The 12,419-nt window shown below is 72.7% G+C and carries 15 protein-coding genes; 9 read left to right on the top strand and 6 right to left on the bottom strand.

What is annotated here, in order from left to right; genetic code table 11:
- Nucleotides 1–182: 182 nt before the first annotated feature.
- The gene (locus ABT170_RS29725; RefSeq protein ID WP_329942176.1) at nucleotides 183–443 is read left to right on the top strand and encodes a DUF3099 domain-containing protein; all 261 of its coding nucleotides are present in this window, start codon (nucleotides 183–185) and stop codon (nucleotides 441–443) included.
- A gap of 27 nt (nucleotides 444–470) precedes the next feature.
- Here the strand turns inward: ABT170_RS29725 and ABT170_RS29720 are convergent, their stop codons facing one another.
- Entirely contained in the window at nucleotides 471–833 is a 363-nt protein-coding gene (locus tag ABT170_RS29720) for a DsrE family protein (RefSeq protein WP_329942175.1), read from the bottom strand.
- 380 nt (nucleotides 834–1,213) lie between these two features.
- On the opposite strand from ABT170_RS29720, the gene ABT170_RS29715 reads away from it, so the two are divergent.
- The 3 genes from ABT170_RS29715 to ygfZ all read left to right on the top strand — a co-directional run bounded on the left by ABT170_RS29715 (nucleotide 1,214) and on the right by ygfZ (nucleotide 3,422).
- Nucleotides 1,214–1,786, top strand: coding sequence for a heme-binding beta-barrel domain-containing protein (locus ABT170_RS29715; RefSeq protein ID WP_266932238.1), 573 nt, complete (start codon nucleotides 1,214–1,216; stop codon nucleotides 1,784–1,786).
- A 138-nt stretch (nucleotides 1,787–1,924) separates the two neighbouring features.
- The gene (locus tag ABT170_RS29710; protein ID WP_329942174.1) at nucleotides 1,925–2,407 is read left to right on the top strand and encodes a Fur family transcriptional regulator; all 483 of its coding nucleotides are present in this window, start codon (nucleotides 1,925–1,927) and stop codon (nucleotides 2,405–2,407) included.
- Nucleotides 2,408–2,456: 49 nt separating this feature from the next.
- Nucleotides 2,457–3,422 carry a CAF17-like 4Fe-4S cluster assembly/insertion protein YgfZ gene (gene ygfZ, locus ABT170_RS29705; RefSeq protein ID WP_351872452.1) on the top strand — a complete coding sequence of 322 codons (966 nt, stop codon included), beginning with the start codon at nucleotides 2,457–2,459 and terminating at the stop codon, nucleotides 3,420–3,422.
- 62 nt (nucleotides 3,423–3,484) lie between these two features.
- Here the strand turns inward: ygfZ and dtd are convergent, their stop codons facing one another.
- Nucleotides 3,485–3,934 carry a D-aminoacyl-tRNA deacylase gene (dtd, locus tag ABT170_RS29700; protein WP_329942172.1) on the bottom strand — a complete coding sequence of 150 codons (450 nt, stop codon included), beginning with the start codon at nucleotides 3,932–3,934 and terminating at the stop codon, nucleotides 3,485–3,487.
- A gap of 115 nt (nucleotides 3,935–4,049) precedes the next feature.
- Between dtd and ABT170_RS29695 the strand changes: the two genes are divergently transcribed.
- From ABT170_RS29695 to ABT170_RS29685, 3 genes are read left to right on the top strand one after another with little or no spacing between them, the layout of a single operon-like run.
- A complete protein-coding gene (locus tag ABT170_RS29695) occupies nucleotides 4,050–4,763 on the top strand; it encodes an RsiG family protein (RefSeq protein ID WP_329942171.1) in 714 nt (237 codons plus the stop codon).
- 49 nt (nucleotides 4,764–4,812) lie between these two features.
- Complete coding sequence (locus ABT170_RS29690) at nucleotides 4,813–5,796, top strand: asparaginase (RefSeq protein WP_329942170.1); 984 nt, start codon at nucleotides 4,813–4,815, stop codon at nucleotides 5,794–5,796.
- Between the two features lie 24 nt (nucleotides 5,797–5,820).
- On the top strand, nucleotides 5,821–7,074 hold the full coding sequence (locus tag ABT170_RS29685; RefSeq protein WP_351872447.1) for a GNAT family N-acetyltransferase: 1,254 nt from the start codon (nucleotides 5,821–5,823) through the stop codon (nucleotides 7,072–7,074).
- 25 nt (nucleotides 7,075–7,099) lie between these two features.
- Here the strand turns inward: ABT170_RS29685 and ABT170_RS29680 are convergent, their stop codons facing one another.
- Both ABT170_RS29680 and ABT170_RS29675 read right to left on the bottom strand, forming a co-directional pair.
- Nucleotides 7,100–7,873 carry an ABC transporter permease gene (locus ABT170_RS29680; RefSeq protein WP_351872444.1) on the bottom strand — a complete coding sequence of 258 codons (774 nt, stop codon included), beginning with the start codon at nucleotides 7,871–7,873 and terminating at the stop codon, nucleotides 7,100–7,102.
- A complete protein-coding gene (locus ABT170_RS29675) occupies nucleotides 7,866–8,942 on the bottom strand; it encodes an ATP-binding cassette domain-containing protein (RefSeq protein ID WP_329942167.1) in 1,077 nt (358 codons plus the stop codon). Before ABT170_RS29675 ends, ABT170_RS29680 begins: the two co-directional genes overlap by 8 nt.
- A gap of 85 nt (nucleotides 8,943–9,027) precedes the next feature.
- Between ABT170_RS29675 and ABT170_RS29670 the strand changes: the two genes are divergently transcribed.
- Both ABT170_RS29670 and ABT170_RS29665 read left to right on the top strand, forming a co-directional pair.
- Complete coding sequence (locus ABT170_RS29670) at nucleotides 9,028–9,858, top strand: TetR/AcrR family transcriptional regulator C-terminal domain-containing protein (RefSeq protein WP_351872441.1); 831 nt, start codon at nucleotides 9,028–9,030, stop codon at nucleotides 9,856–9,858.
- A gap of 19 nt (nucleotides 9,859–9,877) precedes the next feature.
- Nucleotides 9,878–10,561: a TetR family transcriptional regulator gene (locus ABT170_RS29665; protein ID WP_443034260.1), complete on the top strand. Its 684-nt coding sequence runs from the start codon at nucleotides 9,878–9,880 to the stop codon at nucleotides 10,559–10,561.
- Between the two features lie 174 nt (nucleotides 10,562–10,735).
- Here ABT170_RS29665 and ABT170_RS29660 read toward each other — a convergent pair whose 3' ends face one another.
- Nucleotides 10,736–11,524, bottom strand: a complete 789-nt coding sequence (locus tag ABT170_RS29660; protein ID WP_351872438.1) for a phosphotransferase enzyme family protein — start codon at nucleotides 11,522–11,524, stop codon at nucleotides 10,736–10,738.
- Nucleotides 11,509–12,387 carry an HAD-IA family hydrolase gene (locus tag ABT170_RS29655; protein WP_351872435.1) on the bottom strand — a complete coding sequence of 293 codons (879 nt, stop codon included), beginning with the start codon at nucleotides 12,385–12,387 and terminating at the stop codon, nucleotides 11,509–11,511. The genes ABT170_RS29660 and ABT170_RS29655 overlap by 16 nt, the downstream gene beginning before the upstream one ends.
- Nucleotides 12,388–12,419 lie beyond the last annotated feature (32 nt).

Raw genomic sequence — 12,419 nt, 5'->3', positions numbered from 1 at the left:
GCAACGCGCGACGCAGGACCGGCCGAAGGGCCGCACCCCAGGGGGTTGGACGCCACCTGAGCAGGGGTGCGGCCCTTCGCGCCGTCCGGTGGCCGTTACCCGGGCCACCGGCCCGTACCCGCTCCGCGTACGGCCGCGCACACGCTCTGGGCCGCGCACGGAACCGGACCTACGCTGGAGGTATGTACGCCCGGCGCCGTCGCGGCTATTTCCTGATGATGGGCGGATGCATCGTCCTCTTCGTCTCCGCCTGGGCCGTCGTACGCCTCTGGTCGATGCCGGTCGCCATCGGGATGTGCTTCGTCGCCATGGTCATCCCGCCGATCGCGGCGATGGTCGCGAACCGGCGCGGCCCGGAGGACCGTTGGTGGGACGATCCGTCCGGCGACCCGAAGTCCGACGAGTGGTGGGACGAGCTCGACGGCAAGAAGCGCCGCCGGTAGGAGCGCCTTGCGGCGGACGGGGGCCCCTCAGTAGACGAGGGCCTGGGTGTCGTCGGCCATGGCCTCCTGTACGAAGACCTGGGCGCCCGCGATCCGTACGCCCTCCAGCAGGTCCTTCTCGGTGAGGTCGCGCCGCGCCGCGCACTGGGTGCAGAGCGTGATGCGCCCGCCCGCCAGGATCGAGTCGAGCAGGTCGGGGAGCGGCGCGGCGTGCGGCAGCTCGAACTCTGCGGCGCGACCGGGCACGGCGAACCACGAGGACTCCCCGGTCAGCCACAGCGAGACCTCCACACCACTGGCGACGGCCACGGCCGCCACGGTGAAGGCCTGGGAGCAGCGCTCGGCGGATTCGGCCCCTGCGGTCACCTTGATCACAAGCTTCTTCGGCATACGCCGCACTGTAATCGGAGGGCGTGCGACCACCCCCCGGTGGCCGGGGGGTGGTTCATCCACATCCGGCGGGGCGGGAAGGAAGGGGACGGCGCACGTCCCGTTCCAGCGGACGCCGGCACTCCGGAACCAGCCGCCCGGCCGAGGACCTGAACGAGAGGGCCGGTCCCCTACCCATTAGGCTGGGGGACGGCCCTGTACTGCCGTATATCGCTCGTTCCGAGGAGCCCCCGTGCTTGAGGCATTCTTCTCCGCCCTGCTGGTCCTGGTCTGCGTCGGTGTGCTCGCCTTCGCCGGTGTGACCGTGAAGAAGCTGTACCAGGGCCAGCGCTGACCCTCGTCGAACTCCGCCGCTCCCTCACAGATCGTCTGAGACGCCCATGATCTCGATTCCGTCCGACCTCCACCCGGACCTCGTTCCGCTGGCCTTCCTCCTGGGCAACTGGGCGGGCGCGGGGGTTTCCGACTTCCCCGGCGCCGAGAAGTGCAACTTCGGCCAGGAGGTCACCTTCAGCCACGACGGCCGGGACTTCCTGGAGTACGTCTCGCACACCTGGGTGCTCGACGACGAGGGCAACCAGGTCCGGCCGCTGGAGACCGAGTCCGGCTACTGGCGCATCGACAAGGACCGCAAGGTCGAGGTCGTCATGGTCCGCGACCAGGGCATCGTCGAGATCTGGTACGGCGAGCTGGCCGACCAGAAGCCGCAGATCGACCTGGTCACCGACGCGGTGGCCCGGACGGCGGCCTCCGGCCCGTACAGCGGCGGGAAGCGGCTCTACGGGTATGTCAAGAGCGACCTGATGTGGGTCGGCGAGAAGGCGACCCCCGAGGTCGAGCTGCGCCCCTACATGTCGGCGCACCTGAAGAAGGTCGTCACGCCGGAAGAGGTCGCCGAGATGGCGCGGAACCTTGAGGACATGCCGGACGACGGCATCGCGTTCTTCAAGTAGTCCCGGGGGCCGTTCGTTCCGGGGCCGGCGGTACCGGGGCCGGCAGTTCCCGAGTTCGACGGTCCCGGGCCGGCAGTTCCCGAGGCCGTCGGTTCCCGGGGCTGCGGGCAGGTGCCCGTCCCGACCTACACTGGCCGTGTGGTGAGCACCGACTGGAAGACCGATCTTCGGCAGCGTGGCTACCGGCTGACGCCTCAGCGCCAGCTTGTCCTGGAGGCCGTCGACACGCTGGAGCACGCGACGCCCGACGACATCCTCTGCGAGGTGCGCCGGACCGCGTCGGGCGTGAACATCTCCACCGTGTACCGGACCCTTGAGCTCCTGGAGGAGCTCGGGCTGGTCAGCCACGCCCACCTCGGGCACGGCGCCCCGACGTACCACCTGGCCGACCGCCACCACCACATCCACCTGGTCTGCCGGGACTGCGCGGACGTCATCGAGGCGGATGTCGACGTCGTCGCCGAATTCACCGCGAAGCTCAGGGACACCTTCGGCTTCGAGACGGACATGAAGCACTTCGCGATCTTCGGCCGCTGCGACGGCTGCGCGGCGAAGGCGAAGCGGGCGGCGGAACAGAAGCCCGGGAACGCCGACGGGCCCGGCAGGGCCGAGAAGGCCTAGGGCTCAAGGCCGAAGGCGGCTTTGAGCCGCCGGGTCGTAGGCTGGGCGCATGAAGAGCCCCCTGCTGTCCCTGCCCGGCGCCGTCCCCGCCGAGGGCCGCGACGAAGGTGTCGCCGCGCACTACGGCGATCTGTTCCGCGAACAACGAGCCCTGGCCGACGGCAGCGGTCTCGTCGACCTGTCGCACCGGGGTGTCGTCACCGTCAGCGGCGACGACCGGCTGGCCTGGCTGCACCTGCTGCTCACCCAGCACGTCAGCGAGCTCGCCCCCGGCCAGGCCACCGAGGCGCTGATCCTGACCTCGAACGGGCACATCGAGCACGCGATGTACCTGGTCGACGACGGCGAGCGGGTCTGGATGCACGTCGAGCCGGAGACGCAGGGCGAGCTCATCGCCTATCTGGACTCGATGAAGTTCTTCTACCGGGTCGAGGTCGCCGACCGTACCGACGACATCGCCGTCGTCCATCTGCCGGCCGGCTCCATCGCCCCGGCGCCCGAGGGCATCGCCGTACGGGAGACCCCGCACGGCCGGGACCTGTTCCTGCCCCGTGCCGAGCTGGAGGAGTACGCCGCCGCCCACGGCCCGGTCGCGGGCATCCTGGCGTACGAGGCACTGCGCGTCGAGGCGCACCGTCCGCGCGTCGGCTTCGAGACCGACCACCGCACCATCCCGCACGAGCTGGGCTGGATCGGCTCCGCCGTCCACCTCCAGAAGGGCTGCTACCGGGGCCAGGAGACCGTCGCCCGCGTGCAGAACCTGGGCAAGCCCCCGCGCCGGCTGGTCTTCCTGCATCTGGACGGCAGCGAGGTGCACCTGCCCGGACACGGTACGCCGGTGCGGCTGGCGGCCGACGGGGCGGAGGGCCGGCAGCTCGGCTTCATCACCACCTCGGCCCGGCACCACGAGCTGGGGCCGATCGCCCTGGCACTGGTGAAGCGGAACGTGGCGGTGGACGCGGAGCTGATCGCGGGGGACACGGCGGCGGCCCAGGAGACGGTCGTCGAGCCGTAGTTCCCCGAGGCGGGCCGAGCCGTACTGATCCGTGCCGTGCCGTGCCGTGCCGTCCCGCGCGGTCACACCTCGATCAGTACGGTGAACGGCCCGTGGTTCGTGAGCGAGACGCGCATGTCCGCACCGAACCGGCCCGTCTCCACCTGTGCGCCGAGCGCCCGCAGCTGCGCCACGACCTCATCGACCAGCGGTTCGGCGATCTCGCCGGGCGCGGCGGCGTTCCAGGTGGGCCGGCGGCCCTTCCGGGCGTCCCCGTAGAGAGTGAACTGCGAAATCACCAGGAGGGGGGCATTCACATCCGAACAGGACTTCTCGCCCTCCAGGATGCGCACCGACCAGAGCTTGCGGGCGAGCTGCGCCGCCTTCTCGGGTGTGTCCCCGTGGGTGACCCCGACCAGCACACACAGTCCTTCGCCGACGATCTCGCCGACGATTCCGGTCTCCGACGAGCCGTCCGCGGCGCCTGCCACGGAGACGCTCGCGCCGTCCACTCTCTGTACCACTGCACGCATACAGACCAACCTATCTTGGGCTGAACGGGTACAGAGCACCTGCGTGGGCACCCCGCCAAGTGGCACGATGCACGATGTCGGTGTGCCGACGCACCGGTCGAGGGGACGGAACAGCATGAGTACATATGGAGCCGGACAATCTCCCGGGGCCGTACCGGTGCCACGTGCCAGCACCATGCGGCCACCCGTGCAACGGAGCCTGCCGGGGCAGCCCGGACAGTCAGGACAGAGCCCCGCGCCACTGTGCCTGCCCGGTCCGGGCGGCGCGACCGCCGCGTCCGTACCCGAACAGGGCCTGGTGCCACCGGTCGTGGCCGTTCCCGGGGCGGACGGGCCGGCCACCGGGCGGGTACCGGCCGGCTTCGGCGGGCTGCGGCTGCCGGAGCTGCGGACCCTGCGCCGTGACGCGCAGCGCGACGAGGCCGACCTCAGCTACGTACGCCGCCTGGTACAGGGCCGGATCGACATCCTGCGGGCCGAGCTGGCCCGCCGCCGGGACCCGGAGGCGCCGGTGGTGGACCGGCTCTCGGAGATCCTGGCCGACGCCCCCTCGCAGCACCGCACCTCCGCCCGGCACGTCACGCTGACCACGCCGCGCAGCGACGAGTACCGGCGACTGGCCGCGGAGACGCTCGCCGAGGTCGAACTGTCCGATCTGGACGCGCGGACCGACGAGGAACTGCACTCGGCGATGGGACGGCTGGTCCGCTATGAGCAGCAGGTTTCCCGTCGTCGTCACCAGCTCCAGCGCACCGCTGACGATTGCAGCGCGGAGATCGCCCGCAGGTACCGTGACGGGGAAGCACAAGTAGACGACCTGCTCGCCTGAAGCGATCCTTCCGGGCACGGGTCCCGCCCCCGTCCCCGGAAGGCCCACCATGACGTCCACCGGCGCCACCGCTGTCACCGCCACCACCGCTCCCGCCCCGCCCGTGCTGGCCGAGGTCGTCCGGTCCGGTTTCGTCGAGGGCCATCACCGGGGTTCGCTGGTCCTGCTGGCCGCCGACGGCAGTGTGGAGCGGACATGGGGCGATCCGGCCGCGCCGGTCTTCCCGCGCTCGTCCAACAAGCCGATGCAGGCCGCCGCGATCCTGCGGGCCGGGCTCGACCTGTCCGGGGAGCGCCTGGCCCTGGCCGCCGCGAGCCACTCCGGGGAGGACTTCCACCTCGCACTCGTACGCACGGTGCTGGCCGAGCACGGGCTGAGCGCCGACGACCTCCGGACCCCGCCCGACCTGCCGCTGGACCCGGTGGAGGCGGAGGCGTACCTCGCCGCCGGTCATGTCCGCGAGCGGATCACGATGAACTGCTCCGGCAAGCACGCGGCGATGCTGGCGGCCTGTGTGCTCAACGGCTGGGACACCGCGACGTATCTCGACCCCGCGCATCCGCTCCAGCGCCTGGTGCTCCAGGTGGTCGAGGAGGCCTCGGGCGAGAGCGTCCCGGCGGTCGGTACGGACGGCTGCGGGGCGCCGCTGATGGCGATCGGCCTGGTCGGGCTGGCGCGGGCGTTCCGGTCGTTCGTGCTGGCGGAGCCGGGGACGGCGGAGCGCCGGGTCGCGGACGCGATGCGCGCCCACCCGGAGTACGTCGCGGGCACCCGGCGCCCCGACACCTGGCTGATGCGCGAAGTGCCGGGCACGCTCTCGAAGATGGGCGCGGAGGCGGTGCAGGCGGTGGCGCTGGCGGACGGCCGGGCGCTGGCCTTCAAGATCGACGACGGTGCGACGCGGGCGCTCGGCCCGGTGCTGGCCCGCGCGCTCGAACTGCTCGGCGTCGACGCTCCGGTGGTGTCCCGGATCGGCCGGGCGCCGCTGCTGGGCGGGGCCGCGGAGGTCGGCGAAATCCGCGCGACATTCTGACGGGCGTGTGTTTAGCGTGGGCGTATGAGCCTTGAGGTCCGCACTGTCACCGAGTCCGAATACCCCGACTGGCTGCGCGCCGTGTCCACCGGTTTCCTCCGTACGGCGAAGGCGTCCGAGGAGGAGATCGCCGGCCGGCTGGCGCACACCGATCTGTCCCGCGTCCAGGGGGCGTTCGACGCCGGTCGCTGCGTGGCGACGTTCCGCTCGTTCGCCCAGGAACTGACCGTCGTCGGCGGCGCCACGGTGCCGGCCGACGCGGTCAGCGGGGTCACGGTGACGCCCACGCACCGCCGCCGCGGGCTGCTGAGCCGGATGATGGGCGCGGACCTGGCGGCGGCGAAGGAGCGCGGCGAGGTGGTCGCGACCCTGGTGGCGGCCGAGTATCCGATCTACGGGCGGTACGGGTTCGGCCCGGCGACCTGGGCCACCCAGTGGGAGATCGACGTCCCGCGGGCCGGGCTGGACCCCCGCTGGGCGGGTCCGTCCGAGGCGGACGGCGGGGGCGGGATCGAGCTGATCGACGGCGCGGAGGTGCGCAAGCTGGGCCCCGAACTGCATGCCCGCTTCGCCGCCGGCCGGCCCGGCGCCGTCAGCCGGAACGAGCGCTGGTGGGAGGTCAACACGGGCACGGTCACCTCCGCGCACACTGCCTGGACCGAGCCGTTCTACGCGCTCTACCGTTCCGCCGACGGCACCGTCGAGGGCCTTGCCGCCTACACCGCGGACGACAACTGGGGTGATGCGAAGCAGCCGTTGAACAAGGCGACAGTGACGGGAGTGATCGCGGTGACTCCGCGGGCGGAGCGGGCGCTGTGGCACTTCATCTGCTCGATCGACTGGATCACCACGGTCCGCTCGGACTTCCGCGCCCCCGATGACCCGCTGCCCCTGTTCCTCCCGGACCCCCGCGCCGCCCGCGTGGTCACCCACGTGGACTGGCTGTGGGTGCGCGTCCTGGACGTGGCCCGCGCCCTGGAGGCCCGTGGCTACGAGGACGAGGCGGGCCTGGTGCTGGACGTCCAGGACTCCGCGGGCCTGGCCGGGGGACGCTTCCTGCTGGGGGTCTCCACCTCCGGGGCGAGCTGCACCCCCACCACGCGGAGCCCTGATCTGACCCTGGACGTGCGGGAGTTGGGCGCGCTCTACCTGGGTGACGAGTCGGTCCTGCGGCTGGTCGCGCTCGGCCGGGCCGAGGAGAACCGCACCGGCGCCGCCCGGTCGGCGGACCGCGCGCTGCGGACGGCGCGGCGCCCGTGGTGCCCGGACAGCTTCTGAGACGGGACGGCCTCCGGCCCGTGGCTCATCGGGTCCGCAGCCTGAACAGCATCCCCGAGAGGCCGACCGCCACCAGCAGGATGCCCGCCGCCCAGGCCAGCGCGACCCAGGGCGCGTTGCCCACCGGCTGGTTCAGCAGGAGTCCGCGCAGGGACTCGATGGCCGGGGTGATCGGCTGGTGGTCGGCGAAGCCGCGCAGCCAGCCCGGCATCGAGTCGATCGGGACGAACGCGCTGCTCGGGTACGGGAGGAACGACATGAAGAACGTGAACCCGCCCGCCGCCTCCGGGGTCCGGGCGAGCAGGCCGATCGCCGCCGAGATCCAGGACAGCGCCAGGATGTACGCGAGGAGTACGGCGGCCACGGCGAGCCAGCCCGCCCCGGTGGCCGCCGGGCGGAAGCCGATCAGTACGGCGACGCCGAACACCAGGGTGGTGGAGACCAGATTGCGCACGGTGCTCGCCACGACATGTCCGGCCAGCACCGGCGTACCGCCCACGTCCAGTGAGCGGAACCGGTCGATGATGCCGCCCTTCATGTCCTCGCTGACGGCCACCGCCGTGGTGGCGGAGCCGAAGCCGGCGCACAGGAGCAGGACCCCGGGAACGACGTACATGACGTACGGGCCGTGGTCCGCGCCCGTGTCGATCGCGCCGCCGAAGAAGTAGACGAAGATCAGCATCAGCATGATCGGGAGCATCATCGAGGTGATGACGGCGTCGATGTTGCGACGGCTGACGCGCAGGCTGCGCCCGCTCAGGACCGCCGCGTGGGTGAGCGCTCCGGGTGCGTCAGACATGGGCGGGCACCTCCGTGGTGAGGGCCAGGAACACATCGTCGAGGGTGGCGCTGTGCACGCTGAAGCGCGCCACCTCGGTGCCGGCCGGGTCGATCTCGTCGAGCAGGGCGCGGACATGGGCCGCCGTGCCGTCGGTGGGCAGCCCGAGGGTGAGCGTCCCGGGGGAGTGGTGCACGGCGCGGCCGGCCAGCCGGAGGTAGCCCTCGTGGCTGGTGAGGACGAGGTCGAGGCGGTGCCCGGCGACGCGTGACTTGAGGGTGTCGGCGGTGCCGTCGGCGACGATCCGGCCCTTGTCCAGGACGGCGATCCGGTCCGCGAGCTGGTCGGCCTCCTCCAGATACTGCGTGGTGAGCAGGACCGTCGCGCCGCGGGCGGCGAGGTCGCGCACGACCTGCCAGAGCTGTTGACGGCTGCGCGGGTCGAGGCCGGTCGTGGGCTCGTCGAGGAAGAAGACGCCGGGCTCGGGCGATCCGACCAGCCCGGCCGCCAGGTCGAGGCGGCGGCGCATGCCCCCGGAGTACGTACGTGCCTGGCGGCGGGCCGCGTCGGTGAGGTCGAAGCGCGCGAGGAGTTCCTCGGCCCGGTGCCGTGCGGCGGTGCGCGGGAGGCCTGTCAGCCGGGCCATCATGCGCAGGTTCTCCTCGCCGGTCTGCGTCTCGTCGACGGCGGCGAACTGCCCGGTGAGGCTGATGGAGCGGCGTACCCGGGCGCGGTCGGCGACGACGTCGTACCCGGCCACGCGGGCGGTGCCGGAGTCCGCGGTGGTGAGCGTCGCGAGGATGCGCACGGTGGTGGTCTTGCCCGCGCCGTTGGGGCCGAGCAGGGCGAGGACGGTGGAGCGTTCGACACTCAGGTCGATGCCGTCCAGCACCCGTACCGCGGGGTTTCCGTAGGACTTGGTGAGGCCGTGGGCCTCGATGGCGGGCCGCGGGTCGGCGGGTGCGCGGTTTCCGCGGGCGCCGCCGCTTCCGGCGCTCCCGCTGTTCCGGCTGCCTCTGCCTCTGCCGCTGCTTCCGCTGCTTCCGCTGTTCTCGGCGATCATGGCCGATCCCCCTTCTGCGTATGACATACGCGTTACTGTGTAAGCATTACGCAAAACTAGAATGGTGGTCAAGCGGGGGGCAGGGGTTCCGGAAGCGGAAAAAGGGGATTCGGTGGCGGAGAAGAGTGGCGCGCCCGGAGGCAGTGACCTGCCGCCCAGCATCGAGGCCGCCTGGGGGCTGCGCGAGCGTCCGGTCAAGGGCCCCAAGCCCGGCCTGAGCCTGGAGCGGATCGTGGACGCGGCCGTGGCCGTGGCGGCGGACGAGGGGATCGCGGCGGTGTCGATGGGGCGCGTCGCCAAGGACCTGGGCGCATCCACGATGTCGCTCTACCGGTACGTCTCCGCCAAGGACGAGCTGTTCGTCCTCATGCAGGAGGCGGCCATGGGGCTGCCGTCGCCGCTGCCCGCCCTGGAGACCGGGGCGGGCTGGCGCGAGGCGATCGGCCAGTGGGCCTGGTCGCAGCGCGAGATGTTCCACCGGAACCTGTGGATGCTCCGCATCCCGATCGCGGGCCCGCCCGCGAGTCCGCACTCGATCGCCTGGTGGGAGCAGGGCCTCCAGGCGCTGGAGGGCAGCGGGCTGGCGGAGGGCGAGAAGATCTCCGTGATCCTCCTCGTCGGCGGTTTCGTGCGGAACGAGGCGTTGCTGATGAGTGATCTCGCCGCCGCCGTCGAGGCGCGCGGCATTCCCGCCGAGGAGGTCATGGCGGGGTGGGAGCGTACGGTGAAACGGCTCGCCGACCCCGTACGGCATCCGTCGCTGTCCCGGCTGCTGGACGCGGGCGTGATGAGCGAGCCGGACGAGCCCGACCACGAGTTCACCTTCGGCCTCGCGCGGCTGCTGGACGGGGTGGAGGTGCTCGCCCGGCGCGCCGAAGCGAACCGGACCGGGGAGGGACCTTCCGGCGCCGCGGACGACGGTGCGGACGTCAAGTCCGCTTGAGGTCAAGGGCGTAGGCTGCGTGGTCATGGGTGGAGAGAAGGCCGAGAGCGGAGAGCAGGCCGAGGGCGGAGAGGGGCCCGCGACCGGGGCGGTGGCGCGGGAGCCGGCCGGACTGCGGGAGCGCAAGAAGCAGCTGACCTACCAGGCGGTCTCCGACGCCGCGATCGCGTTGTTCCTGGAGCGGGGCTTCGACAAGGTCTCGGTGGCGGAGGTGGCGGCTGCCGCCGACATCTCCAAGCCGACGCTGTTCCGGTACTTCCCCGCCAAGGAGGACCTGGTCCTGCACCGGTTCGCCGACCACGAGGACGAGTCGGCCCGGGTGGTGACGGGCCGGCCGGCCGGGGAGACCCCGCTGGACGCCCTGCGCCGGAACTACCTGGACGGGCTGGAGCGGCGCGACCCGGTGACCGGGCTCTGCGACGTCCCGCAGGTGCTCGCCTACCAACGGCTGCTGTACGGGACGCCGTCCCTGGTGGCCCGGATGTACGCCTACCAGGGGCGCTCCGAGGCGGCGCTCGCCCGTGCGCTGGGCGACGGGACGGCCGAGCGGCTCGCCGCCGGACAGATCGCCGCCGTACTGCGCATCCTGGCCATGGAGAACTGGCGGCGGATCGACGCGGGGGAGAGCGCGGGGCAGGTGTACGGGTCGGCGGTACGGGCGGCCGAGCTGGCGTTCGCGCAGTTGAGGACGGGGCTGGAGTAGCGGCGGGGGCGGTGCCCGGCCTCCCGGGTGGGGTGCCGGGTTCCCGTGCGGGGCGCCCGGCCTCCCGGGTGGGGTGCCGGGTTTCCGTGCGGGGCGCCCGGCCTCCCGGGTGGGGTGCCGGGTTTCCGTGCGGCACGGCCGTGCGGGAGGCCCGTGCGGGAGGGGCCCGAGGGGTCAGCCCGCCAGCAGCGCGGCGGCCAGCTCGTCACGATGGCCGGCCAGCCAGGCCTGATGCCGGTCCCAGCGACCCCAGCCGCCGCCCGCCTCAAGTGCCCCCGCATACACGGGATCCCCGCCCGCCACGCGCCGCTCGACAAAGGCCCGGCACACTCCCGTCGCCTCTTCGATCACACCCGGCAGTGCGGCCCGGTCCGCCCGTCCCAGCCCGTAGCCGTCGGCCAGCAACCGGAGCCGGTGCGCCCGGTCGAGGCCGTCGCGACCCGACATCGGAACCCAGTAGCGGGCCGTCATCGCGACGTCCCACAGCGGCCGGCCGGGAGCGGCCTGGTCGAAGTCGATGAGGGCGGCGGCACGGCCGTCGCGGAACACCACGTTCTCCAGGCACACGTCGTTGTGGCACAGCAGCGCCCCGGCGGCGCCCGCGCCCTGTGGATCGGCCAGTTCGGCGGACCACCCGGCGGCGGCATCGAGGGGGATGCCCGCCGCGGCCGAGTGCATCCGCCGGAGCAGGGCACCCACCGAACGCAGCGCGCCGTCCGTCCACACCCACGGCGGGTGCGGCGGGACCGCGACATCCCCGGGTACGTAGGAGAGGCGTTCGCGGCGGCCGGAGGCGGTGACTCCCAGGGGTACGGGAACCCCGTCGAAGCCCTCGGCGGCCAGTGCCCGGAGGTGGGCGTGCAGGGCGGCGGCGTGCGGCGGGGCGGGCCGCTCCACGATGCCGCCGTGCCGGACGACGGCCCCGGCGTTGACCATCCCGCCCGGCATTACCTCGCCACCCATGTGTCCTCCTCCGCTGTGTCGCCATGCGCCGCCTCCCGCGGGGAGCCGTCCAGCACGGGGCCCAACGCGCGCTCCAGGTCGGCGGGTTCACGGAAGAGTACGCCGGTCATCCCCAGCGCGACGGCGGCAGCGATGTTCTCCTGCCGGTCGTCCACGAACAGACACCGCTCCATCGGTACGCCGGCCCGCGCCGCCGCGATCTCGTAGATGGCCCGGTCCGGTTTGGCCACACCCTCCGCGGCGCTGCTCACGATCGCGTCGGCCAGATCCGTGAGCCCCAACGAGGCCAGGTCGTAGTCCAGTTGGAGCGAGGCGTTGGTGACGAGCACCAGCGGGACACGGGCCCTGGCCCGCCGCAGCAGCGAGACCACCGCCGGGTCCGCCCGGAACGGCGCCCGCGCGAGCGCCCGGCCCAGTTCACGGGCCCACGCGTCGGGCCCGGGGCTCCCCGCCCCGGCGCCGCCCGCCCCCGCAGGCCCGTCGTCCGTCACCGGCCCGTCCGTCACCGGCCCGTCCGTCACCGGCCCGTCCGTCATCGGTTCGCCCGTCACCGGTTCGCCCGTGCCCCGGCCGTGCGCCCGCCGGCCGGCCGGGAGGTCCATCAGCCCCCGGGTGATGGCCTCCACCCACTCGTCCGGGGTGATCCGGCCGAGGAGCAGGGGCAGATCGACCTCGGGGGCGTACGCCACCTTTGTCGTGGTGCCCGCCGCCAGGCCCGCGGCCCGTTCCAGTTCGGTCACCCCCGCCATGTCGTAGAACCGGATCACGTTGTCCAGATCGCACAGCACCGCGTCGAAGGGGGCGTACGCGGGCCCCGCCCCGGGCGGCCGTGCGGGGGGCGATCCCGTTGAGCGGGGCCACATCCCGGGCTCCTTTCAGGTCGTTGGCTCAGGTG

Origin of the sequence: Streptomyces sp. NPDC001787, assembly GCF_040297465.1 — a bacterium.
Lineage (GTDB): Bacteria > Actinomycetota > Actinomycetes > Streptomycetales > Streptomycetaceae > Streptomyces.
The sequence above is the reverse complement of the archived record's forward strand: the minus strand, read 5'-3'. Positions and strand labels throughout refer to the sequence as shown.